At 35.5% G+C, this 23,834-nt stretch carries 20 protein-coding genes; 11 read left to right on the forward strand and 9 right to left on the reverse strand.

Annotation, left to right across the window (positions count from 1 at the left end):
• Positions 1-28: 28 nt before the first annotated feature.
• Positions 29-1,477 carry a Fe-S cluster assembly protein SufB gene (gene sufB / locus KO493_RS08110; RefSeq protein WP_216067436.1) on the reverse strand — a complete coding sequence of 483 codons (1,449 nt, stop codon included), beginning with the start codon at positions 1,475-1,477 and terminating at the stop codon, positions 29-31.
• A gap of 141 nt (positions 1,478-1,618) precedes the next feature.
• Positions 1,619-1,948 (reverse strand): HesB/IscA family protein, encoded by a 330-nt coding sequence (locus KO493_RS08115; protein WP_216067437.1) that lies wholly within the window; start codon positions 1,946-1,948, stop codon positions 1,619-1,621.
• 481 nt (positions 1,949-2,429) lie between these two features.
• Here KO493_RS08115 and thiL point away from each other — a divergent pair, with 481 nt between their 5' ends.
• Positions 2,430-3,476, forward strand: a complete 1,047-nt coding sequence (thiL, locus tag KO493_RS08120) for a thiamine-phosphate kinase (protein WP_216067438.1) — start codon at positions 2,430-2,432, stop codon at positions 3,474-3,476.
• 37 nt (positions 3,477-3,513) lie between these two features.
• Here the strand turns inward: thiL and KO493_RS08125 are convergent, their stop codons facing one another.
• Positions 3,514-3,789 (reverse strand): hypothetical protein, encoded by a 276-nt coding sequence (locus KO493_RS08125; RefSeq protein WP_216067439.1) that lies wholly within the window; start codon positions 3,787-3,789, stop codon positions 3,514-3,516.
• A gap of 62 nt (positions 3,790-3,851) precedes the next feature.
• On the reverse strand, positions 3,852-4,628 hold the full coding sequence (locus KO493_RS08130) for an alpha/beta fold hydrolase (RefSeq protein ID WP_216067440.1): 777 nt from the start codon (positions 4,626-4,628) through the stop codon (positions 3,852-3,854).
• 162 nt (positions 4,629-4,790) lie between these two features.
• Here KO493_RS08130 and KO493_RS08135 point away from each other — a divergent pair, with 162 nt between their 5' ends.
• Positions 4,791-6,479 (forward strand): FAD-dependent oxidoreductase, encoded by a 1,689-nt coding sequence (locus KO493_RS08135; RefSeq protein WP_216067441.1) that lies wholly within the window; start codon positions 4,791-4,793, stop codon positions 6,477-6,479.
• 112 nt (positions 6,480-6,591) lie between these two features.
• On the opposite strand, the gene KO493_RS08140 is transcribed toward KO493_RS08135, so the two are convergent.
• A complete protein-coding gene (locus KO493_RS08140) occupies positions 6,592-7,248 on the reverse strand; it encodes a hypothetical protein (protein ID WP_216067442.1) in 657 nt (218 codons plus the stop codon).
• Positions 7,249-7,356: 108 nt separating this feature from the next.
• On the opposite strand from KO493_RS08140, the gene KO493_RS08145 reads away from it, so the two are divergent.
• Positions 7,357-8,679 carry an aspartate kinase gene (locus KO493_RS08145; protein WP_216067443.1) on the forward strand — a complete coding sequence of 441 codons (1,323 nt, stop codon included), beginning with the start codon at positions 7,357-7,359 and terminating at the stop codon, positions 8,677-8,679.
• An 87-nt stretch (positions 8,680-8,766) separates the two neighbouring features.
• Here KO493_RS08145 and KO493_RS08150 read toward each other — a convergent pair whose 3' ends face one another.
• Positions 8,767-10,059: an aminopeptidase P family protein gene (locus tag KO493_RS08150; protein ID WP_216067444.1), complete on the reverse strand. Its 1,293-nt coding sequence runs from the start codon at positions 10,057-10,059 to the stop codon at positions 8,767-8,769.
• A 100-nt stretch (positions 10,060-10,159) separates the two neighbouring features.
• On the opposite strand from KO493_RS08150, the gene KO493_RS08155 reads away from it, so the two are divergent.
• The 6 genes from KO493_RS08155 to KO493_RS08180 all read left to right on the forward strand — a co-directional run bounded on the left by KO493_RS08155 (position 10,160) and on the right by KO493_RS08180 (position 17,329).
• Positions 10,160-12,040, forward strand: a complete 1,881-nt coding sequence (locus KO493_RS08155; RefSeq protein ID WP_216067445.1) for a T9SS type A sorting domain-containing protein — start codon at positions 10,160-10,162, stop codon at positions 12,038-12,040.
• A gap of 149 nt (positions 12,041-12,189) precedes the next feature.
• Positions 12,190-12,867 (forward strand): succinate dehydrogenase cytochrome b subunit, encoded by a 678-nt coding sequence (locus tag KO493_RS08160; RefSeq protein ID WP_216067446.1) that lies wholly within the window; start codon positions 12,190-12,192, stop codon positions 12,865-12,867.
• Positions 12,868-12,878: 11 nt separating this feature from the next.
• Complete coding sequence (locus KO493_RS08165; protein ID WP_216067447.1) at positions 12,879-14,891, forward strand: fumarate reductase/succinate dehydrogenase flavoprotein subunit; 2,013 nt, start codon at positions 12,879-12,881, stop codon at positions 14,889-14,891.
• A 10-nt stretch (positions 14,892-14,901) separates the two neighbouring features.
• Positions 14,902-15,654: a succinate dehydrogenase/fumarate reductase iron-sulfur subunit gene (locus tag KO493_RS08170; protein WP_216067448.1), complete on the forward strand. Its 753-nt coding sequence runs from the start codon at positions 14,902-14,904 to the stop codon at positions 15,652-15,654.
• A gap of 117 nt (positions 15,655-15,771) precedes the next feature.
• Positions 15,772-16,695, forward strand: a complete 924-nt coding sequence (locus KO493_RS08175) for a M28 family peptidase (protein ID WP_216067449.1) — start codon at positions 15,772-15,774, stop codon at positions 16,693-16,695.
• A gap of 310 nt (positions 16,696-17,005) precedes the next feature.
• On the forward strand, positions 17,006-17,329 hold the full coding sequence (locus tag KO493_RS08180) for a hypothetical protein (protein ID WP_216067450.1): 324 nt from the start codon (positions 17,006-17,008) through the stop codon (positions 17,327-17,329).
• A 57-nt stretch (positions 17,330-17,386) separates the two neighbouring features.
• Here KO493_RS08180 and KO493_RS08185 read toward each other — a convergent pair whose 3' ends face one another.
• A complete protein-coding gene (locus KO493_RS08185; protein ID WP_216067451.1) occupies positions 17,387-20,809 on the reverse strand; it encodes a hypothetical protein in 3,423 nt (1,140 codons plus the stop codon).
• Between the two features lie 169 nt (positions 20,810-20,978).
• Here KO493_RS08185 and KO493_RS08190 point away from each other — a divergent pair, with 169 nt between their 5' ends.
• Positions 20,979-21,740, forward strand: a complete 762-nt coding sequence (locus KO493_RS08190) for an exodeoxyribonuclease III (RefSeq protein ID WP_216067452.1) — start codon at positions 20,979-20,981, stop codon at positions 21,738-21,740.
• Between the two features lie 44 nt (positions 21,741-21,784).
• Positions 21,785-22,747, forward strand: coding sequence for an OmpA family protein (locus KO493_RS08195; protein ID WP_216067453.1), 963 nt, complete (start codon positions 21,785-21,787; stop codon positions 22,745-22,747).
• Positions 22,748-22,902: 155 nt separating this feature from the next.
• On the opposite strand, the gene KO493_RS08200 is transcribed toward KO493_RS08195, so the two are convergent.
• Both KO493_RS08200 and KO493_RS08205 read right to left on the reverse strand, forming a co-directional pair.
• Complete coding sequence (locus KO493_RS08200) at positions 22,903-23,280, reverse strand: hypothetical protein (RefSeq protein ID WP_216067454.1); 378 nt, start codon at positions 23,278-23,280, stop codon at positions 22,903-22,905.
• Between the two features lie 117 nt (positions 23,281-23,397).
• Positions 23,398-23,775 carry a hypothetical protein gene (locus tag KO493_RS08205; protein WP_216067455.1) on the reverse strand — a complete coding sequence of 126 codons (378 nt, stop codon included), beginning with the start codon at positions 23,773-23,775 and terminating at the stop codon, positions 23,398-23,400.
• Positions 23,776-23,834 lie beyond the last annotated feature (59 nt).

Here is a 23,834-nt window from a genome sequence, read left to right on the forward strand (position 1 = left end):
CTAACTAAGTGTGTTTTTGCTAAAAATTTTATCCTACACTTCCTTCTAAACTAATTTCTAATAATTTTTGAGCTTCAACAGCAAATTCCATTGGGAGTTTGTTTAAAACCTCTTTACTAAATCCATTTACAATTAAGGCAATGGCTTTTTCGGTATCGATACCACGTTGGTTACAATAAAAAATTTGGTCTTCACCAATTTTACTAGTTGTGGCTTCGTGTTCGATTTTGGCCGATTTATTTTTGGCTTCAATGTACGGGAAGGTATGTGCGCCACATTCGTTACCCATTAGTAAACTATCGCATTGTGAAAAGTTACGAGCGTTTTCGGCACGTGAGCCTATTTGTACTAAACCACGGTAACTGTTTTGTGATTTCCCTGCTGAAATACCTTTTGAAATAATGGTCGATTTGGTGTTTTTTCCCAAATGAATCATTTTAGTTCCAGTATCGGCTTGTTGGTAATTGTTTGTCACGGCGATTGAGTAAAACTCACCAACCGAATTATCACCTTTTAAGATACAAGACGGGTATTTCCATGTTACAGCAGAACCGGTTTCAACTTGCGTCCAAGAGATTTTAGCGTTTTTCTCGCATAAACCACGTTTGGTTACAAAGTTGTAAACGCCTCCTTTTCCTTCAGCATTTCCTGGGAACCAGTTTTGTACTGTTGAATATTTTATTTCAGCATCGTCTAAAGCAATAAGCTCTACAACGGCTGCGTGTAATTGATTTTCATCGCGACTTGGAGCCGTACAACCTTCAAGGTAACTTACATAACTACCCTCATCAGCAATCACTAACGTTCTTTCAAATTGACCGGTACCTGCTTGGTTAATTCTGAAATAAGTAGATAATTCCATTGGGCATTTTACGCCTTTAGGAATGTAACAAAAAGAACCATCACTAAATACAGCAGAATTTAACGCCGCATAAAAATTATCTTTAGTAGGTACAACAGTTCCTAAATGTTTTCTAACTAATTCTGGATGCTCTTTGATGGCTTCAGAAATACTCATGAAAATAATACCCTTTTCACCTAGTGTTTTTTTGAAGGTCGTTGCTACCGAAACGGAATCGACAACCACATCCATAGCGACACCAGCTAATTTCTTTTGCTCATCTAGTGAGATACCTAACTTAGCGAATGTTTCCAGTAATTCTGGATCCACCTCATCAATACTATCGTATTTAGGTTTACTATTTGGTGCAGAATAGTATGAAATACCTTGAAAATCTGGTTTGGTATAATGCACGTTTGCCCATTCTGGCTCGGTCATTTCTTGCCAAACTCTAAAAGCTTCAAGTCTCCAATCGGTCATCCATTGTGGTTCTTCTTTCTTTTTAGAAATGGCACGCACAATATCTTCATTTAAACCATTAGGGAATGTGTCAGATTCTATATCGGTATAAAACCCGTATTCGTATTCTTTGGTTTTTAGCTCTTCGCGTAAATCATCCTCGGTATACTTGCTCATATGCTGTTTTATGTTTTAAAGTATAAAGTTTTAATAGTTGTAAGTTGAACTTAAATCGTGTTTAAGAGACTTAATTATGTTGAAACTTTGTTTACTTCTAACTTTAATTTTTCAAATTCTAGTTTAATCTTCGGTTGTAAATTATAGCGAAAATGATTCGCCACAACCACAAGTTCGGTTGGCGTTTGGGTTGTTAAAAACAAACCCAGTTCCATTCAAACCACCTGAATATTCTAAGGTGGTGCCTATTAGGTATAAAAAGCTTTTTTTGTCTACAATAATTTTCACACCATTGTCTTCAAAAACCTTATCGTCATCCTGTTGTGCTTTGTCAAAATTTAAATCGTAAGACAAACCAGAACAACCACCGCTTTTTACGCCAACACGTACATAATCGGTTGAAGCATCATAACCATCATCGGTCATAAGTTCAATCACTTTCTTTTTAGCAGTTTCAGAAACTTTTATCATAGTTTTTATTAGATTTTATCATGTAATATTTTCTTTCATACATGCCATCTTAAAATTCTTAAAATCAATCTATTAAAAAGTGGTTTTTCTTTTTATTTAGAAAGATTCCAAAAACAGAGTGCAAATATACAATATAAGTCATGCATTACCATGTAACCTAACATTATATTAGTAGATAGTTTTATAGATTTTTATTATTGTTTGTGAATTACGGAAATTTTAAAGATTTCATAATCAGATTACCGAAGTGTAAAATTTTTTAAATCCTAGTATTTGTTTGTAAAGCATGTGATGTTGGGTTTATGCTTCCGCGGAAGCGAAAAAAGAAGCTATAATAGTAGAAATTAGCATCTTTATGGGGGCTTGAAATAAGTTTAGGGCAGCCTATGTTGTGTTTGTTAGATATTAAGGATGTTTAATTTAAATATGATGTTTCTTAATAAAGGTAGTAAAAACGAAAATTGCTTCTTATTTTTGCAGCATGATAGAAGATAAAAACCAGCAAAGAACACAATTGAGTGATTTAGGTGAATTTGGATTGATAGATCACCTGACTCAGAATTTTAAAATAACGCAATCATCTACAGTTAAAGGTATTGGTGATGATGCTGCAGTTTTAAATTTTGAGAATAAGCGTGTTGTGGTAACTACCGATTTATTAGTTGAAGGCGTGCATTTCGATTTAAGTTATGTGCCATTGAAGCATCTCGGTTATAAATCTATTGTTGTCAATTTATCTGATGTTTTTGCCATGAATGCAAAAGCCACTCAAGTAACGGTTTCTATTGCGGTTTCTAATCGTTTTCCTTTGGAAGCCTTGGAGGAATTGTATGCAGGTATTGAAACGGCCGCTAATGTTTACGGTATTGATGTTATTGGTGGTGATACGACATCCTCGACTACTGGTTTACTTATTTCTGTAACCGCACTTGGGGAAGTTGAAGCTAACGAAGAAGTGTATAGAAACGGTGCTAAATCTAACGATTTATTAGTGGTTTCTGGAGATTTAGGTGCTGCGTATATGGGCTTACAGGTTCTAGAGCGTGAGAAAGAAGTTTATAAGGTAAACCCTAATAATCAACCAGATTTGGAGCCTTATACTTATATTATTGAAAGACAATTAAAGCCAGAAGCAAGAAAGGATATTCCAGTTTTATTGGCAGAGCTTGGTGTGAAACCTACGGCTATGATAGACGTGAGTGATGGTTTGTCTTCTGAAATTATTCACATTTGTAAGCAAAGTGAAGTGGGCTGTGATTTGTACGAAGAAAAAATTCCTTTGGATCCTCAAGTGATTTCTACTTGCGAAGAATTTGATATTGATAGTACAACCGTAGCATTAAATGGTGGAGAAGATTATGAATTGCTATTCACTATTTCTCAAGATGATTACGTTAAGATTAAGGCTAATCCAAATTTAACGGTTATTGGTCATATGAAGCAAGCCAGTGAAGGAATGCATTTAGTGACTAGAGCAGATACGCGAATTCCTATTAAAGCACAAGGCTGGAAAAATTTTAACGCGTAATAACCAATCGAATTTAAGGGTAGTAAAAAATGGGGGGCTAAACGTGTTGGTAAATCGATGAACTAACAGATTTATCTCTTAAACGTTCTGTTTTTGAATTGTACACGCGTTCTAAAATGGTGTTTATTTCTCTAAAAGTTGGTGTCAATTCTGTGAGATTTCCGTTACTATCGGTGGTTAATTCCTTTTTGCAGGATTTACAAGTATACTCCTTAACATGTGAAGTTACATTTCTAGATACTTGATAATCATGGCCGAATAGCGTACAATACATTTTCGGTATTAAAGCGACTTTGTTGGACGTTGTCTTCATGGTTTTTTGGTTTGGGTTGCACTAAATATATAAATTAAACCAAATAAAACGACAAAGAGCAGTTATTTTTCGATGAAATGCATTATAACGTGTAGTATTTCACTTTCATTTTCGATAAAACTCATGTGTCCATCTGGAAATTCAATAAATTCTACTTGAGAGCCTTCTATTTGTTCTAGAAGGGTTTCATAGTTTAAAACGGGATCCCTTTTTCCTGCGATCATCATTTTTTTGAAGGGTGTAAAATGTAATAAGGCTTCTCTGTTATCTCTTATTTTCATGCCCTCTAGAGCGGCAATAATACCTTGAAGCGGTGTTTGTTGTGCGTCTTTTATGAGTTGCTTGATTTGATCTCTAAAAATGATTCTATTTTTAGGTCGGAATAAATTCGTAATCGCTATTCGTATAAAAGTGTTGTGGTTTTTTTTTATTGTTGCAATGGTACGGGTTCTGTTAAGCTGCTTTTCAGGAGAATCGGAACTTGCAGTGGAGTTTAATAAACATAAACCTTTAAGGTTATCGGGATTTTTTTCCGCGAAAGCGAGCGCCACATAACCGCCCATAGAATGTCCTATGAACGTAGAACGCCTAATACGAAGCTGTTTGAGTACGGCTTCAACGGCTTCGGCCATATCTTCCATCGTGTGCACGTAGCCTATGCAGCCCGTTTTTCCATGCCCCAATAAATCGATACAAATTACGCGGTTCTTTTTTGAAAGTTCTGGGAGTAAGCTCCTCCAAATTTTGCTGCTTTCTAAAAAGCCGTGAAGTAGTACTACGGCATGACCTTTTCCTGAATCGGTGTAGTGAATGTTTGTACCTTTGAAATCTATAATCATAACCTCAGTTGTGTGGCAAAGATAAATAATAGGGCTTAGCTAATTGTAATCTTCAACTTCATTATTTTATGTTTAATATGTGAAGTAATAAAGTCTTCTGTAATAAACGTTACATGTTAGTTTGTTGGTTTAATTGACCTTTGCATATAAATTAGAAGTAATATGAAAAGAATTATCGTAATAGGTGGTTTGTCTGCAGGACCTTCTGCAGCAGCTAAGGCAAGAAGAGAAGATGAGCAAGCAGAAATTATATTGTTTGAAAAAGGAGCAAATATAAGTTATGCAACCTGCGGAATGCCTTATGCGTTTTCTGGAGTTATTGAAAGCCGTGATAAATTAATGGTGGTTAAACCAGAATTATTACAAAACCGATTTAATATTGATGTGCGATTGAATGAGGAAATTGTAAAGATTGATACTGAGGCTAAATTGGTGTTTTCTAACGATAAATCATATAAATATGACAAGTTAGTTTTTGCTACGGGTGCACGATCTATAGTACCGCCAATAGATAATATTAAATTGGCAAATAACTGGTCTACTTGCCGTTCAATGCCTGATTTTGATAAAATTACTAAACTTGGTCTAACAAGTGAGTCAAAACATATAACCATTATTGGTGCTGGGTTAATTGGTGTTGAAGTAGCTGAAAATTTAAGAGAAGCAGGGAAAAAGGTTACTTTGATTGAAGGATCGTCTCATGTTTTAAATATGTGGCAGCAAAAATTTGGAAATTTTGCTGGGCATGTTCTAGAAGCTGAAGGCATTGAGGTATTAACGGAGACTTTGGTATCTAAATTTGATATCGATACTCATGGTAATATTTTAGCAATCGAAACAAAAAATGGAAAACGCATTCCAACCGATTTCGTGATATTAAGTACGGGAATCAAACCTAATACCGATTTGTTATTGGCCGAAGGCGCTGAGTCTATTGCTAATGGAGCGCTAAAAGTGAATGAGTATATGGAAACCTCTATTAAGGATGTTTATGCTGCGGGTGATAATATTTCTTTAAAAAATTTACAAACCAATACTTACGATTATTTTCCTTTAGGAACGCATTCTAATAAGGCTGGGCGTGCTGCAGGTGCTAATGCGGTTGATGGTAATACTATTTCGTTTAAAGGGGCTTATAAAACGGCGATAGTAAAAGTGTTTGACTATACTTTAGCTAGAACAGGAATGAATCCTACGGCTCTAAATGAAAAAGGTATCGCTTTTAAAACCGTTTTAACGGTAGCAGGAGCAACGCCAGGATATTACCCAGGGCAAAAAGATTTAATTACCGAAATATATTACGATGCCAAAACGGAAGAAATTTTAGGTGCTGAATTATTTGGGGAAATAGGTGTGGATAAACGTGTAGATGTATTAAGTACGGCGATTTATGCGAAGTTGAAAATTAGCGACTTGTCTCAATTAGATTTGGCTTATGCACCACCATTTTCACCAGCTAAAGATCCTATTGTGGTGACTAGTTTTGTGGCTCAGAATATTATTAATGGTAAAAGTGAGCAAATTTCGGTGGAAGCCTTAGATGATTTTATGGATAAAAATGCATCCAATGATTACTTGTTACTAGATGTGAGAACAGCCGATGAATATGTAAAGGGAACCATTCCTGGGGCTTTAAATTATCCGTTAGATGCTATTAGGAACCATGTTGATTCTATTAAGAATCAGAATAAGGAAGTGATTGTATTTTGTCAAAAGGGCTTAAGAGGTTATTTAACGGAATTAATTTTAAGAAATAACGGCATCAAACCTGTTAAAAATGTGGCCGGTGGCTTTAAAATTTGGGAAATGTATAGTGATAACATTGAGATTCCAAAACCTTTGAAGTCGTAAATAGCTTGAGTATAAATGAAATATAAAAGGCTGTTTAAAAAGTGTTGGTTCGGCGATCTGGACTTGATTCAGAATAACGTCATCTAATACTTTTTAAACAGCCTTTAATCATTTAAGACTTTACACGCTTTATGGCAGTAAAGGCTTTGTCTACATATTCATCTTCAACTAAAATGGTAAACTCGTTGGTTGTAGAAATGACTTCATACATTACCACGCCATCCCAGGCTAAACGCTTAAAAAAATGATAATATAGTCCTGCAATTTTGGAGTTGTCTTGTGGTAAATTAATACTGATGGCCGACAAACCCTCCTGGACCGCTAATAATGTTTCGTTTTTTAATTCTTCTTTTATAAACGCATTTAAACTGCTTGAAATTATAAGGTTACTTTCATGTATCCCTCTAGTAAAAGTATAAAACGGCTTAGATTCTATTTTAATGCGTTCCAAAATTTTGGAATGGTTATCAATAAGCGTGTCTGAATTTTTAACTGTAAAATCGGTGAGATTCGATCGAACCGTGATATCTCCAAGATTCTGAATTGCTTTTTTCATTTTAAGCGAATTCGATAAAGTGGCTGGTGGATTGTAGCGGCGTAGCGCCATCATAATCGCTCCAGGTTTCACATCTTTTTTGAGCATTTTACTAATAGGTTCTACAAGTTCTATAGCCAATGCACTAAAGTTAATGATGTTTCTAGATAAGGCTTCTTCTAAATAAGGTTGCGTGATTAAAATATCTTCTACGCAATTTGATACCGTTTTCATGATTACTAAATGTTAATTATTTAACAATATGTGTAAAAATAAACTTTTTTTTTAATAAACATCGTAGTTAGCTAAATGAATTATAATTTCGTTGCCAAATTGATGACAATGAAAGTATTAAAATTTGGAGGGACGTCTGTAGGTTCAGTGGAAAATATGTCCAACGTTAAAAATATTATTAACGATGGTGCGAAAAAAGTTGTAGTGCTTTCAGCGATGTCTGGAACCACAAATCAATTGGTTGCTATTGGCCAAGATATTAAAGATGGGCAGGCTAAAGCTGCTATTGAAAAAGTAACAACGCTTCATGCTGCTTATAAAGTAACTATCGATAATCTTTTACAGCATGCCGATTTAAACGCTGCTGTAAAATCGTATGTTTCAGATGTTTTTAGCTTTTTAGAAGGTTGTGCTTCAAAGTCGTTTTCAACAACTCTAGAAAATCAAATTGTGGCGCAAGGCGAATTGCTTTCTACATTTATGTTTAATGCCTATTTAAATCAAGAAGGTGTAAGTTCGGCATTATTGCCAGCTTTAGACTTTATGCGTATTGACGAAAATAAGGAGCCAGATATCACTTATATTAAGGAAAACTTTAAAAAAGTATTTGAGGCGACTCCAGATTCAGAAATATACATCACTCAAGGTTTTATTTGTTTAGATACGGAAGATGAAATCTCAAACCTACAACGTGGAGGTAGTGATTATACGGCGACTATAATTGGTGCTGCTGTTATTGCTGAAGAAGTTCAGATTTGGACAGATATCGACGGTATGCATAACAACGATCCAAGACACGTTGGAAATACACACCCAATTTCAAACTTGTCGTTTGATGAAGCTGCCGAACTCGCGTATTTCGGAGCAAAAATATTGCACCCACAAACGGTAACTCCGGTAAGAGCTGATAATATTCCAGTTCGTTTAAAGAATACGATGGAGCCTTCTGCTCATGGTACTTTAATTTCTAGTATTACGGCAGGTGATGGTATAAAGGCTATAGCCGCTAAAGATGGTATTACGGCTATCAAAATTAAATCGGCTCGTATGCTGCAAGCACACGGTTTCTTAAAGAAAGTGTTTGAAATATTCGAAACTTATAAAACATCAATCGATATGATTACCACTTCTGAAGTTGCGGTATCATTAACTATTGATGACGATTCACATTTAGAGCCTATTTTGGCTGAATTAGATAAAATTGCCACGATTGAGGTAGATAAAAACCAAAGTATTGTGTGTTTAGTGGGGCATGAAGTTGTAAATCACGATGATACGTTTAAGTTATTCAAAATATTACAAGACGTAAAAATTAGAATGATTTCTTACGGTGGAAGTCAGAACAACATATCGTTATTAATTGATTCAAAAGATAAAATTAATACGCTGCAAAAACTTAATGATTATTTATTTGAATTAGTCACTCTTTAAAAATATTACTCTGTTTTGTATGCAAAAAGAGGCTGTCTTGTTTTTTCAAGCAGCCTCTTTTATTATTTTATTGAGTTATTTGAACGCTTAGGCGTTCATGATATCTTCAATTTCCTCTATTTCAATTGGAATGTTTTTCATTAAGTTGATTGGGGCTCCAGATTCTTGAATTACCAAGTCATCTTCCAAACGTATACCAAAACCTTCATTCGGAATGTAAATACCAGGTTCAACGGTAAACACGTTATTTGCCTGCATGGGTTCGGTTAAAATACCGTAATCGTGAGTATCAAGTCCCATGTGGTGAGAAGTCCCGTGCATAAAATATTTTTTATACGCAGGCCATTCTGGGTCTTCATTTTGAACATCAGCTTTGTCTAATAAACCAAGTGTTAAGAGCTCGCTAGTCATCATTTTGCCTACTTCAACGTGGTATTGCGCCCAATCGGTTCCAGGAATAAGCATTTTTTCGGCTTCCTTTTTTACATGAAGAATCGAGTTGTAAACTGCTTTTTGGCGATCGGTAAATCTTCCAGAAACCGGAACGCTACGCGTCATGTCGCTTGAATAGTTTGCGTATTCTGCGCCTACATCCATTAAAATAAGCTCACCAGCTTGACATTGTTGGTTGTTTTCAACATAGTGTAATACGTTCGCGTTGTTTCCTGAAGCAACAATGGGGGTGTAAGCGAATTTTTTGGAACGGTTTCTTAAGAATTCGTGCATGAATTCAGCTTCAATTTCATGCTCCCAAACGCCTGGTTTCACGAAGTTTAAAATGCGGCGAAAGCCTTTTTCTGTAATATTACAAGCTTGTTGAATTAAATCAATTTCAATATCGTCTTTTACAGCACGTAAACGTTGTAAGATCGGGTTGCTTTTAGCAACACGATGTGCAGGGTATTTTTCTTTTAGCCATTTTGTGTAACGGTCTTCACGAGTTTCAACGTCAACATTGGCGCGGTAATGTTCATTGGTGTTTATGTAAACCGTATCGCATTGCGTCATGATTTCAAACATGATTTTTTCCATGTCTTGCAGCCAGTAAACGGTTTTAATTCCGCTAGTTTCTAATGCCTTTTCTTTTGTTAGTTTGGCACCTTCCCAGATGGCGATGTGTTCGTTGGTTTCTTTTAAGAATAAAATCTCACGATGTTTCTCTTTTGGGCAGTCCGGGAAAAGCACTAAAATACTTTCTTCTTGGTCTACGCCGCTTAAGAAAAATATATCACGATGTTGCTCGAAAGGCAATGTGCTATCGGCGCTTACGGGATAAATATCATTTGAGTTAAAAACAGCTAAGCTGTTAGGGAGCATTTTTGCTTTAAAATTTTCACGATTTTTAATAAATAGCTTACTATTAATAGGTGTGTATTTCATTTTTATAGGAAATTTATAAGGGGTATAAAAGTAATGATTCTGAATAAAACATAAGGTATAATTTGCTACTTTTGATGTTAATACGTTAATTGTTAATTAAATGCATAATAAGATGGGGGCTAAATATTATACAATAAAAAAAATAAGACTGTTTGCGTTCTTGTTTTTGCTTACAGGAACATTTGTTTTTTCTCAAGGTCATTTGAGGGAAATACCACTTGAGAAGCAAATTCAAAACTCAGATTTAGTAATCGAAGGTAAAGTGATTTCAAAAACAGCTTTTTGGGGGGCAGATAATCACATTTATACAAAAAATAGTATTGAAGTATATAAAGTGTTTAAAGGGGAGGTTGTGTCGAAAATAGATCTCGTCACGGCTGGTGGTACTGTAGGTTTCGATTGCCAAATAGTTACCCATAGTTTGAAATTAAATGTTGGTGATTTGGGGGTTTTTACTTTAATTAATAGTTCAGATTTAGGGCTAGATGCTACTAATTATTATAAGGCCTATAGTGGTGTTCAAGGTTATTATAAGTATAATTTATATAGTGATGCTGTAGCCAATCCTTTTTCTACTAAAAAAGGAATAGTGCGTACTTTTTATAATGAACTCTCAAAGTTTACCAAGCTTCATTATAAAATTGTAAGAGCTTTTAGTGTTAATAACGAAACTTCTAGGTTAAATGAAGCTAAGAGTAGTTTAGTGCCATCTGGAATATCGTTTTCGCCTACAAACATTACTGCTGGTACGCGTTCTACAATTAAAATTTCTAAAGCAAGTGGTGCTACTGGTGGATTTGGTTTAGTTCAAGGAAAAGTTAGTTTTAGAAATGCCGATACAGGTGGGGAGGACGATATGGCTAATGCCGATTTTATTGATGCCTTGGATTCTCAAATTATAAGTTGGACAACAAATGAAATTACGGTACAAGTGCCAACTGAGGCCGGAACAGGTACTATTCGTGTAACCGATGCTAGCGCTAACGTTATTGAGTCGGTCGATGTTTTAACCGTGACTTACGCGTTGCTTAATGCTGTTTTTAATGTAAATGCTGGAAGTGGTTCTAAGAATTATGCGTTCCCAACACGTTTAGTGAATAATGATGGCAGCGGGGGGTATGAATTTCAATTGGAAACAAGTTTTAATGCCGACAATGAACATCCCGGTGCTAAAGATGACTTTTTTACGGCCTTAGAGACTTGGCGTTGTGAAACTGGTGTTAATTTTGGTATAGGTCCAGTGACATCAGTTGATAAAGCAGATCCTTCAGATGGTGTGAATATAGTGAGGTTCGACAATGGTACTGAATTGCCTGATGGTACATTAGGGCGAACAACCTATTCTTTTACACTTTGTGCCAATAATAATGATGTTTTAAATGATTCTGAGGTTTTTCCAACGGATATAGATATGGTGTTTGATAATGAAGCCTCTTGGCATTTTGGTGGCGGCAGCCCTGGTTTTTTCGTAGATTTTCAAGACGTCTCTTTGCATGAATTAGGCCACGCGCACCAGTTGGGGCATGTTATTAATGAATTTGGGGATATAATGCATTACTCAACATCTAGAGGTCAGCAAATTAGAGATTTGTCTGATGATAATAAATTAGCCGGTGCTGTTATACTCAGAAATAGTTTGGGCAGTCTGCCTGTGGCGCCTTGCTTTGGGGGTAAATCGGCCATGGTCCCTATAGGTCATTCTGGTTGTACCTTAAGTACAGCGGGGCATGTTGCCGGACATGATTCTTTTAAATTATATCCAAATCCTACAAATGGTTTGCTTTATGTTCAAGGCGCAGATGCATTAAAATCAGTTCAATTAATTGTTTATGATGTTAGCGGAAGACAGGTTTTGGAAAAATATATGGATAATCCAACACCTGTTGAGCTTATTGATTTAACGAACCTTACAAAGGGTGTTTATTTTGTTAAAATTTTGGCTAAAGATGGGGCGTTAACAAAAAAAGTGATTGTGGACTAAAACATAAAAACTACGTATTTTTAGCTCATACTAAGTATAAATACGTAGTTAATTAAAATGATTCTAAATAACAAAAACATGACAAATGTTATTTGCCTATAATTCGCGTCTAACCTACCTTTGCTAGAATCTTAAATAATTTAATCAAAATGAACGGATTTTTTAAATCTTCGATAGGGAGGAAAGTAGCTATGGCACTTTCAGCCTTCTTTCTCATGTTTTTCTTGCTTCAGCATTTAGCTATTAATCTTTTATCTGTAATTAGTCCAGACCTTTTTAATGAAGTGTCGCACTTTATGGGTACAAATCCTTTAATTCAATTTGCCTTGCAGCCTGTTTTAATTTTTGGTGTGGTTTTCCATTTTATCATGGGATTCATATTAGAATTAAAAAACAAAAAAGCAAACGGTGTTTCTTATGCTCAAAATAATGGTGCAGCAAACTCTTCATGGGTAAGTAGAAATATGATCTGGAGTGGTGTTGCCATTCTAGCATTTATTGTTTTACACTTCATTGATTTCTGGTTTCCAGAAATTAACACCAAATTTATAAAAGGCGATTGGTCTGGTACCATGGCAGGTGTTGAAGGATACCGTTATTACGAAGAGCTAGTTCATAAGTTTGTAAACCCAGTACGCGTGGGAGCTTATGTTGTAGCTTTTGTGTTTTTAGCCTTGCACTTAATGCACGGTTTTACTTCAGCTTTCCAATCTATGGGAGGTACTGCAGGTAGAAAAAAGACCTTACAAGCAATAGGTAAAGCTTACTCGATTTTTGTTCCAGTAGGATTTGTTTTTGTAGCACTTTATCACTTTTTTAACCATTAATCTTCAATAAAATGGCTTTAGATTCAAAAATACCAAAAGGTCCAATTAAAGATAAATGGACAGATTATAAAAATCATATCAATTTAGTTAACCCGGCAAACAAGCGTAATATAGATATTATCGTTGTTGGTACAGGGTTAGCAGGAGGTTCAGCAGCGGCAACGTTAGCCGAGCTAGGATATAAAGTAAAAGCATTTGCTTATCAAGATTCACCACGACGTGCGCACTCTATTGCAGCACAAGGGGGAATCAATGCAGCGAAGAACTATCAAGGTGATGGGGATTCAAACTATAGATTATTTTACGATACCGTAAAAGGTGGTGATTACCGCTCTCGTGAGGCTAACGTGTACCGTTTAGCTGAGGTTTCAGGTAATATCATCGATCAATGTGTGGCTCAAGGGGTTCCTTTTGCGCGTGATTATGGTGGACTATTAGATAACCGTTCGTTTGGTGGGGTTCTTGTATCAAGAACATTCTATGCGAAAGGACAAACAGGACAACAACTATTATTAGGAGCGTATTCAGCAATGAATAGACAAATTGCTCGTGGTAAAATTGAAATGTATAACCGTCATGAAATGCTTGACGTTGTTAAAGTTGACGGAAAAGCAAGAGGGATTATCGCTCGTAATTTAATTACAGGTGAAATTGAACGTCATTCAGCACACGCCGTTGTTATAGCAACTGGTGGTTACGGAAACGTTTATTTCCTTTCAACTAACGCGATGGGTTCTAATGCGACCGCAGCTTGGAAAATTCATAAAAAAGGGGCGTATTTCGCAAACCCTTGTTATACACAAATTCACCCAACTTGTATTCCACGTTCAGGAGATTATCAGTCTAAATTAACATTGATGTCTGAGTCTTTACGTAACGATGGTCGTATTTGGGTGCCAGCAAAAATAGAAGACGCTAAAGCGATTCAGCAAGGGAAATTAAAACCTACTGATATTGCTGAAGCCGATAGAGATTATTACTTAGAAAGACGTTACCCTGCATTCGGTAACTTAGTACCACGTGATGTAGCTTCAAGAGCTGCTAAAGAACGTTGTGATGCTGGTTTCGGTGTAAATGCAACAGGAGAAGCTGTTTACTTAGATTTCGCAGCGGCTATTGATCGTTACGGAAATGAACAAGCCAAAATTCATAATATTAAAAACGCTTCCGCGGAAAAAATATACGAATTAGGACAAGCCATCGTTGAGGCGAAATACGGAAACTTATTCCAAATGTATGAGAAAATTGTAGATCAAGATCCATACAAAACACCAATGATGATTTATCCTGCAACACACTACACCATGGGAGGTGTTTGGGTTGATTATAACTTAATGACTACGGTTGAAGGTTTATACTGTATTGGTGAAGCTAACTTCTCTGATCACGGTGCAAACAGACTTGGAGCTTCTGCTTTAATGCAAGGTTTAGCTGATGGTTATTTCGTATTACCTTATACTATTGGAGATTATTTATCTCATGATATTAGAACAGGAACCATTCCAACAAATACGCCAGAATTTGACGCTGTTGAAAAAGAAGTTACAGATCGTATCAGTTTCTTTATGAACAACAACGGAACAAAATCTGTAGATTATTTCCATAAGAAACTTGGAAAAGTGATGTGGGATAAAGTAGGAATGTCAAGAAATTCACAAGGTTTAACTGAGGCTATGGCCGAAATTAAAGCGATTCGTGAAGAATTCTGGAAAGAAGTAAAAGTTCCAGGAAGAGCTAACGAATTAAACCCTGAATTAGAAAAAGCAGGACGTGTAGCAGATTTCCTTGAGCTAGGTGAGTTATTTGCAAAAGATGCGCTTAACAGAGCAGAATCTTGTGGTGGTCACTTTAGAGAAGAGTCTGTTGAATTAGACGGCGAGCAAAAAGGTGAAGCGAAACGTGACGATGTAAACTATGCTTATGTTGCTGCATGGGAGTATAAAGGAGAACCTGCTGATGCGGTTTTACATAAAGAAGAATTAGAATTTAAAGACATTGAACTGAAACAACGTTCATACAAATAAGATTGACATTATGGATAATATGAATTTAACGCTTAGAATTTGGAGACAAAAAGACTCGAATGCAAAGGGTCAAATGGTCGATTATAAAGTAACCGATATTTCAGAGCATATGTCTTTCCTTGAAATGATGGATGTTTTAAACGAACAATTGGTAAACTCTGGTGAAGAGCCAGTTGCTTTCGATCATGATTGTCGTGAAGGAATATGTGGTATGTGTTCTTTATATATTAACGGTGAAGCACACGGTCCAGATCGTGGTATTACAACCTGCCAGTTACACATGAGAATGTTTAACGATGGAGATACCATTACAATTGAACCATGGAGAGCAGCTGCTTTTCCAGTGATAAAAGATTTAATCGTTGATAGAATGGCTTTTGAGCGTATTCAACATGCTGGAGGATATATTTCTGTAAACACTTCAGGAAACACGCAAGATGCGAACTCTTTACCAATTTCAAAGATCGCTGCCGATGAAGCTATGGATGCTGCAACTTGTATTGGTTGTGGTGCTTGTGTAGCCACTTGTAAAAACTCATCTGCGATGTTATTCGTAGGAGCTAAGGTGTCACAATATGCTTTATTACCACAAGGTCAGGTAGAAGCTGCTGAACGTGTTCAAAACATGGTAGCACAAATGGACCTTGAAGGTTTTGGTAACTGTACAAATACTGGTGCTTGTGAAGTGGAATGCCCGAAAGGAATTTCATTAGACAATATTGCTAGAATGAATAGAGAACTTATGAAAGCATCGCTTAAATAAGATTTCATTAATAATAAATGAAAGCCCATATCGTTTTTTGATATGGGCTTTTTTTGTGACCATTTTTTTTAGTTATACTTTTACCTTGTGGTAACCCAAGTTTGATCGCCTAAACCTATGATTAGAGTAACTTTTGTAATATGCTTTTTTGCGTTGTTTTCGTCATTAATAGCACCTGCTCAATTAGCGCATTGTAAGGAAAGTTACTTTGATGAAGTAACTTTATTAAAACATCTAAAATCATTGTCTTCTGATGCCTTTGAAGGTAGGAAAACAGGAACTAAAGGCGGTATAAAAGCGAAACAGTTTATCGTGAATCAATTTTACGCGTTGGATGTTTTACCATTTATTAAAAATTACGAACAGCCGTTTAGTTTTACCACAGCGCATACCTATTACAAAGGGATAAATGTTTTAGGGGAAATTAAAGGTTCAGAATTCCCCGAGGATTATATTGTTTTAAGTGCGCATTACGATCATGAAGGGATTATAAATGGAGAAATATACAATGGTGCCGATGATAATGCTTCTGGTGTTTGTGCGCTTTTTAGTTTTGCTGAATACTTCAAAAAACATCCGCCTAAACATTCTATAATCTTTGCTGCTTTTGATGCCGAAGAGCTCAACCTTAAAGGGTCTAAGTTTTTTGTGGAAAGTTCCTTGATTCAATCAAAAAAAATCGTCCTCAATTTAAATTTAGATATGGTAAGTCGTAGTGATAGCAATACCTTGTTTGTTGTTGGTACTTCTCATAATAAAAAACTAGAAAACATTTACAAAGACTCAAAGGAAGCTTGTAGCATTAATTTTGTTGCTGGTCATGATGGTTACGACGGATTAGAGAACTGGACTTATGCCTCAGATCATATGAATTTTTTCAAGGAAGATATTCCATTTTTATATTTTGGAGTAGACGATCATAAAGATTATCATGAGCCCACCGATACCTTCGATAAAATCCAACCAGAATTTTACATAAACGCTGTTAAAGCCATCATTAACCTTTTTGAAAAGGCCGATGATTTTAGGTCCTACCAATAGCTCATCATTCGTTAAATTTCTTTTTGCTAATGACTGAAAACAAATGTTTTTACCACTAAATACCGCATATTAATTGGTTTAATTGAGCGTGTAACAATAGTTGTATAGTTTGTTACATATGTGGTACCGCTTCCTGCGTCTTCTATATAATTTTATGTAATACCGTTTTAACTCTATACTGTCGCATATAATTCAAATTAAGTATGCGACAGTATACAAGTAATTTGGTGAAATTTGCTTTTTAAAACACTTGTGTTCTTGTTGATTTACAGTGTTTTATAGACGGGTGTTTACTTTAAAAATTATAAATATGAAACATTTAAACTATAGAGAAGAACAAATGAATGCCTTCAAATTAAAAATGGCTTCATTAACATATTTTACTATTTTTTCTACATCAAAACACCCAGAAGACCGCCGTAAGCTTAGGCAGAGCAAATCTTACAATGTTATTAATTGGTCTGGAAAATTAGAGGCTGCTTTGTCCTCCTTTAATACAGCTGGCAATCATTTTAGAAATAATCCTACTATTGAAAATAGTGAAAAATATAAAGCGGCAAGAGCTCTTTATTACGAAGTACTTTTAGAAAAACATGCTAGTCTGCCAAAGGCTGTAGTTGAAGATGGTTTTTAGTAAATACATACGTTTATAAAGGGCTATTTAAAACAGCCTATCAGAAGTCTGTTTCTATTAGAAATAAGCTTTCAATTGCACAGAGCCCGAATGAATAGTTTTACTGGTTTCTGTTTTTCTTCCGAAGTAACTTAAATTCAAATCTAAAAACTTAGTTAGTTTTCTTTGAGCCAATAAGCTCCATGTAAAGTTTTTTCCAGGTTGTAAGCCTTCTAATATTTGATATGCTACAGGGGTATTTGCATCACCTTCAAAAGCATTTGAAATAAAATTGAACTCCCCGTTTATGGCACTTTTTTGACTGGTTCCAAATGAGAAAGACGTGCCGTATTTCTGTTGTTTTAGGGTTTCTCCATTTCCAATGGTATTTGATTTATTTGTGTGCTGATAAAAAATATCGAAACTTGAATTTGTATTGAAGAGATAGGATAATTTAGGGTTTAAAATTGATTCATCAAGATTGTAATTTTTACTCGAGTAATTCTCACTTTTACTTTCATTTGTATTGAAGGCGGAAAGCATATTGATAAGCCAGTTTTCAGCGATTTTATGATTGAAATTTAACTGATGACTACTCAAATTATTTTCAATAAAACCTATGGAAAGTATATTTCTAGTTGAATTTTCAAGGTAGGTATAAGAGGTTGTGTAACGTTGTTTTCCACGGTTAAAAAAGAAAACGTTTCTAAAGTTTCTTTGTAACCCTAGCAAATCATCTTCGTTATCTTCAAACGGATTAAGGTCAAAACCATTAGTGTTTCTTTCAATTTTTCGATCTATAAGAAAACTAGTTTGGTTGTAAAAATGTGAGAAGAATTTTTTCGTTTTATGCTTTGAGACCCCCCAAGTAGACGGGTTAATAGTTAAAGATAGACTAAGCCTGTTTTGATGGGTTTTAACAAAAACCTGGTTGGGTAGAAACACTCGAATATACTTACCTTGATCTTGAAATTGCGCCAGTTCAAATTCTTCAAGTTCTTGAATGCCGTTGTTGTTATAGTCTATCCATGTATATGAGCCTTGCCCTGGCTCAACTTCCACGTAAGTGAAATCTTGAAGAGGTAAAGTACCCGAATTCGTTTCAAAAATGGTGTTCCAGTGTACCATTTGTTTGAATAGTTTCTGACTGTATTGCAGCCTGGAATTTAATGAATGTTCGTCTTCCAGGCGCTCATCTTCATTTTTTAAGGTTCGGTAATTGGCGTATAAAGATAGATTGGTGTTTTTATTTTGAACCATTCTAGAATCGAGATAAACCGTATTAGAAGTGTTAACTTTTTCTAGTCTGTTGTTTCGAATACTGTCGTTAATACGGTGTATATACCCCACTTTAGCGAAAACCTTCGTGCTATCACCTACACCTGCAAAGGCTTCGTAAGCTTGGAATTTCTGACTTAAAGCCGTGAGGGTTTGCGTTGCATTATTTTTCTGTTCGTTGTTTTCAAAAGCCAATTTTGTGCCTACCCAGGTTTTATTCAAACTATAAGTGATGCGGTTATAGGACCTTGAAAATATAGAGTTGTTTACCGTCGCATTCGAGTTGAGAAAACTAGAGTAGGAGATAATATTGAATTTATTCAACTTTAAATTAATGTTAGCCAAATGCCGATTTCCAGTAAATCCTTCAGAGAAATTTAAGTGTTCAAATTTATAATCAATAAGCCCTTTTTCTTGGTGAATGAGTTGCACGCCAGTATTTAGTAAATTTTGATTTCCCAAATTGAAACCTATACCATATAAATCGGTTTGGTCAAGGTTCCAATCGCGGCTAAATTCTGGGTTGTATAAGCCTTCAATATTGCGGTAATTGGCACTTATATAATCATTATCCAGAAATAAGTTTAAGTTCCAGTTTTTATCATTTTTAATAAGGGCTTGTTGCATGGTTATTTTTCCAGCAAACCCATCATTTTGATCGTCGTCGATTACTGAAAATAGATTTTCATCGTGCTTACTTCCCGAGCCTTCAAAGCTAATAGTTGTTTTTTCAGAAGGTTTGTAACTCCCGTTTACTACGGCAAGTTGTATTTTTTTAGGTGCCACCAGTTGAATTATGGGCGCATGAGTACCAAGACCATCTCCAACATATTCATAAATATTATTAATGGCATTTATACTACTTAAGGTGTAAGCGCCCAGGTTTGCACCAACAAAAGTAAAAGTAACGTTGTAGAGTTCGTCATTTTCATCGTTTGAAAAAACAAACTGCTCTACACCATTTAGCACCTCTTTTTTATATAAAATTCTGTTTTGATTGTATTCTGCTCGTGATTCTGAAGGAGAAACCATTTTGGTTTTATCGTTTCCGGCTTGTGCTAAAATTTCAACTTGATCTTCGGATAAATTTTGCTGAAGTGGTTGGTTTTTGGCATCATGTTCAGAATAAATTGAAACCCCTATTTTTAGTTTTTTACTTTCAAAGCGACCACCACCATACGCCACAAATCGGGTGTAATTACGTTCGCTAAATTGATAATCGATAGTAATACGCATCTCGGAAGTGATTGGGAATGTTGGGTTGAATATAATCTCTCCAGCGTTATAATCGATAATATAGTCTTCGTTTTCTCCACGTTTTACAGCCACGCCATTCACATAAACAGTTTCACTTCCCGAAACGATAAGTACAAACAATTCGCCGTTTGGTCCTTGAAGTTTGTATGGTCCTTGATTGCCTTCTTGAGCTGTAAACTGGCTGCGTGTAAATTGCCCGCGAACAATTGCTCCAGCGGCAAAAAGGTTGGTGGCCTTTTCTTTTGGACCTAAATTGACTTTAAAATTTAAACCTTGTACACGTTTAGAGAATTTGGCAAAATAGGAATCGGTATTTACAAGATCGATATCACCAGCACGAATGTTCCAGCGGTCGCTGAACAATTCGATAAAAACTTGATCAAATTCATCCAGCCTTTGGGAATAGCCGCTTTCCTGTAAAGGGATATTAGCGTCTTGAATAGAGGCTCGTAAAGTAACTTTATCGTTTAATTTTCCTGTAATTTGGAGATCTAATTCACTGTTTAAAACAGAACTTTGATTGTTTCCAACAGTGACGCCTCGAGAAATACTCCCCGAGGTGGTTAAACCATCAAAAGGAACGAAGGATTTAGTTGAATTTGACTGTTTGATTTTGTGTAAATTTCGAGTCTGACTATTATTGTTTACGATAATATTCTCATCAAGATTCTTGTAGGTTTTGGTTAAGAAATTGGGGAATTTCAAATAATTGATAATAATAGTGTCTGTATCAATCGGTTTTTTAAAAGTTAAAATAGCTTTCGAAAAATCGACCACATATAGTGTAGAATCAATTAGAGCGTTGTCTTTATTTTGAACAGAAAAAGCACTAGAATTTATACTTACATTTTCAATTAAAATGCTGTCTTTTACTGCAACTTTTTTCGATCTATAGTTGGAGGGGTTGGTTTGTGAGAATCCACAAAAACCAATGAAAAACAAAAGTATACAAGTAAAAAATTTCATTAGATACTTAAACTGAAAATCTCTTAAATTATTTTGTAGGTGTAACCTGTTAAAACTGCTGTAAAATAATAGGGTAAAAGTAACGTATTATTTATTTTAGCTAAAATTAACATGCTTTAAACGTGTGTTTCCAAAACTTAGGCTAAAAGCTTTCTAAATTAATTCACAAATGAAAATTATATCGTACAATGTCAATGGTGTTAGAGCCGCTTTAAACAAAGGTTTTATAGAATGGTTAACAAGTGCAGATCCAGATGTTATTTGCCTTCAAGAAATTAAAGCCTTACAAGAACAATTGGATTTAACGCTTTTTGAAGAAGCGGGATATAATTACCACTATTGGTTTAGCGCTCAAAAAAAAGGGTATAGCGGCGTAGCGATTTTGTGTAAAACAAAACCAAATCATATAGAATATGGTACAGGTATTGAATCTATGGATTTCGAAGGTAGAAATTTACGCGTCGATTTTGATCATGTTTCTATCATGAGTTTGTACTTGCCTTCTGGAACAAATATGGCCAGATTAGAGCACAAATTGGAATATATGGATATGTTCCAGAACTACATAAATAACCTCAAATTGGAACACCCAAACTTGGTGATTTGTGGCGATTATAATATTTGTCATGAAGAAATTGATATTCACAATCCTAAAATGAAAGGCGTATCGGGGTTTTTACCTGAAGAACGGGATTGGATTGGCAGATTTATTGATAGTGGTTTTATAGATTCTTTCCGTCATATAAATCCTGAATTGCAACAATATAGCTGGTGGAGCTACCGCGCCAACGCTAGAGCAAATAACAAGGGTTGGCGATTAGATTACGCCATGGTTTCGCAACCCTTACAAGATAAAATAAAAAGAGCCGTTATACTTACAGAGGCTGTGCACAGTGATCACTGTCCGATTTTATTAGAGCTTGAAAATTAACTAAACATGTATTAACTACTTATTTACTATTAAAACAAAACAACATGATTAAAAAAAGTGTTTTTACCATTTTAACGATGGCTGTTTTGGCGTCTTGCGTATCCCCTAAAATATATAAGGATTTAGAAGCCAAATATGCCGAGCTAAAAAAGGAAAACCGAGATTTAAACGAAGACTACGAAATTTTATTAAAATCGAAGGCTCAGGCTGAATATGATTTTAAACAAACTAAGAAAGCTTACGATGATGCTATTGCCGAGCGTAATAAACTTCAAGCTGATTTTGAAGCCGCTCAAGCCAATTTGGAGGCTTTAAAATCGTCATACAGTGCTTTGGAAAAAAACAGTTCACGTGCCATAGCTTCAAATTCTGAGAAAAATAGATCTTTGTTGGTAGAACTTGAGGCTAAAGAACAAGCCTTGTCTGCCGAGATTACCCGATTAGAAAGGCTTAAAAAAGAGTTGGAAGACCGTTCTAACCGTGTGGCTGAATTAGAAGGTGTTATAGCAGCAAAAGATGCGGCGATGACATCTTTAAAGGATGCGCTCTCTAGCGCTCTAACCGATTTTGAAGGTAAAGGGTTAACCGTAGAGCAAAAGGATGGGAAAGTGTATGTTTCTATGGAAAATAAGTTATTATTTAATTCAGGAAGTTGGGCCGTAGGCTCCGATGGGCGTAAAGTTGTAGAACAACTTAGCACGGTATTAGGGCAAAATCCAGAAATTGCTGTTTTAATTGAAGGTCACACCGATAATGTGCCCTATAAAGCTAATGGTCCCTTAAAGAGTAATTGGGATTTATCTACAAAACGTGCCACATCAATCGTGAATATTTTAAGAGAAAATAAAGCGATTAATCCAGAGAGTTTAACGGCCGCAGGTCGCGGGGAATTTGCTCCAATTGCATCTAATGATTCACCAAAAGGCAGAGCCAAAAACCGACGTATTGAAGTAATCTTAACTCCGAAATTAGATGAGTTAACTCGATTATTACACGAGGATCATTAAATTAATTTGAACGTTACCAGATCCTTCGACTGCGCTCAGGACAGGCGGTCGCACTTGAAATTTATCTTGAGCGTAGTCGAAAGGCTGCAATTGCTAACGCAAAGTTGAAGACATAAAAAACCTTTCGGTTAACATAGAACCGAAAGGTTTTTTTGTTAAATGTTATAGCTGTCTAACCAAAATTTGGCAGCTTCATGTGTTGAAAAAATATTGAATTTAAATTTTTTGCTTTTAGATTGAAATTGGAATAAAGTACTCATAGCTGCAGTAGATGAATCATTAATAACAATGGCGATAATCGCCATGTCAAAATGTTCTAAAGATTCTGCTTTAGCTTGATTAAATGTTCTTAAATCATTAATTGAAAATTTAAAAATAGTATCGGTTGCGGTAATTAGCCCCTTAAGCTCTTTAGGGTGCGATTGATTTGTTTTAAAGCTTGAAATAAAATCATACAAGTCTGTAGCGTATATTTCGCCAGTAAAGTTAATTTCCAGAATTTGTGATAATTTATTGAAGTAGGCGTTGATCATTTGTTTTTTAGAATATGGAGCAAAAGAGAAGCATGATCTCTGTTGTAGATTTTAATTGAAAAGACTACTCGGTTTATGAGTAGCCTTTTGGGTAGTTCAAAAAAGTAATTAGTAAACTTATCTGGTACAATTTGCGGTCCAAGTTTCACCGTTTTCATTGTAAAAAATATTTAAAGCACTTGCGTCAATTTTTATATAGCTTGTTTCGCTACCGCCAATATTGATGTTGGTTTCGGCATCTTCTTCAAATTCAATACCGTTAATACTTGGTATGTCACTATTTGAGAAATTAAAATTATAGGTATCACCAACTTTGGTGACAAAAACGCTCCCGTCTTCGGTAGCAATTGTCGTGTTGGCATTATTGAATCCAATTTCGCCTTCATAAGTTCCTGCAAACAAATTGTTGTCGGCGGGGTTGTCGTCACTACTACAAGAAGTGAATACTAAAGTTACTGTGGCTATTATACTAATGGTTTTTAATAGGTTTTTCATTTTGAATAGGTTTATTAAACGTCTTTGATGCAACTACGCACCGTGAAAACCATAAAGAT

It is taken from the genome of Pseudotamlana agarivorans (genome assembly GCF_018860245.1).
In the GTDB taxonomy this organism is placed as follows: Bacteria; Bacteroidota; Bacteroidia; order Flavobacteriales; family Flavobacteriaceae; genus Pseudotamlana; species Pseudotamlana agarivorans_A.

What these genes read in the sequence shown, in the direction of transcription:
- sufB (WP_216067436.1), bottom strand. Translation starts at nt 1,477, where the DNA reads ATGAGCAAGTATACCGAGGATGATTTACGCGAAGAGCTAAAAACCAAA.
- KO493_RS08115 (WP_216067437.1), bottom strand. Translation starts at nt 1,948, where the DNA reads ATGATAAAAGTTTCTGAAACTGCTAAAAAGAAAGTGATTGAACTTATG.
- thiL (WP_216067438.1), top strand. Translation starts at nt 2,430, where the DNA reads ATGATAGAAGATAAAAACCAGCAAAGAACACAATTGAGTGATTTAGGT.
- KO493_RS08125 (WP_216067439.1), bottom strand. Translation starts at nt 3,789, where the DNA reads ATGAAGACAACGTCCAACAAAGTCGCTTTAATACCGAAAATGTATTGT.
- KO493_RS08130 (WP_216067440.1), bottom strand. Translation starts at nt 4,628, where the DNA reads ATGATTATAGATTTCAAAGGTACAAACATTCACTACACCGATTCAGGA.
- KO493_RS08135 (WP_216067441.1), top strand. Translation starts at nt 4,791, where the DNA reads ATGAAAAGAATTATCGTAATAGGTGGTTTGTCTGCAGGACCTTCTGCA.
- KO493_RS08140 (WP_216067442.1), bottom strand. Translation starts at nt 7,248, where the DNA reads ATGAAAACGGTATCAAATTGCGTAGAAGATATTTTAATCACGCAACCT.
- KO493_RS08145 (WP_216067443.1), top strand. Translation starts at nt 7,357, where the DNA reads ATGAAAGTATTAAAATTTGGAGGGACGTCTGTAGGTTCAGTGGAAAAT.
- KO493_RS08150 (WP_216067444.1), bottom strand. Translation starts at nt 10,059, where the DNA reads ATGAAATACACACCTATTAATAGTAAGCTATTTATTAAAAATCGTGAA.
- KO493_RS08155 (WP_216067445.1), top strand. Translation starts at nt 10,160, where the DNA reads ATGCATAATAAGATGGGGGCTAAATATTATACAATAAAAAAAATAAGA.
- KO493_RS08160 (WP_216067446.1), top strand. Translation starts at nt 12,190, where the DNA reads ATGAACGGATTTTTTAAATCTTCGATAGGGAGGAAAGTAGCTATGGCA.
- KO493_RS08165 (WP_216067447.1), top strand. Translation starts at nt 12,879, where the DNA reads ATGGCTTTAGATTCAAAAATACCAAAAGGTCCAATTAAAGATAAATGG.
- KO493_RS08170 (WP_216067448.1), top strand. Translation starts at nt 14,902, where the DNA reads ATGGATAATATGAATTTAACGCTTAGAATTTGGAGACAAAAAGACTCG.
- KO493_RS08175 (WP_216067449.1), top strand. Translation starts at nt 15,772, where the DNA reads ATGATTAGAGTAACTTTTGTAATATGCTTTTTTGCGTTGTTTTCGTCA.
- KO493_RS08180 (WP_216067450.1), top strand. Translation starts at nt 17,006, where the DNA reads ATGAAACATTTAAACTATAGAGAAGAACAAATGAATGCCTTCAAATTA.
- KO493_RS08185 (WP_216067451.1), bottom strand. Translation starts at nt 20,809, where the DNA reads ATGAAATTTTTTACTTGTATACTTTTGTTTTTCATTGGTTTTTGTGGA.
- KO493_RS08190 (WP_216067452.1), top strand. Translation starts at nt 20,979, where the DNA reads ATGAAAATTATATCGTACAATGTCAATGGTGTTAGAGCCGCTTTAAAC.
- KO493_RS08195 (WP_216067453.1), top strand. Translation starts at nt 21,785, where the DNA reads ATGATTAAAAAAAGTGTTTTTACCATTTTAACGATGGCTGTTTTGGCG.
- KO493_RS08200 (WP_216067454.1), bottom strand. Translation starts at nt 23,280, where the DNA reads ATGATCAACGCCTACTTCAATAAATTATCACAAATTCTGGAAATTAAC.
- KO493_RS08205 (WP_216067455.1), bottom strand. Translation starts at nt 23,775, where the DNA reads ATGAAAAACCTATTAAAAACCATTAGTATAATAGCCACAGTAACTTTA.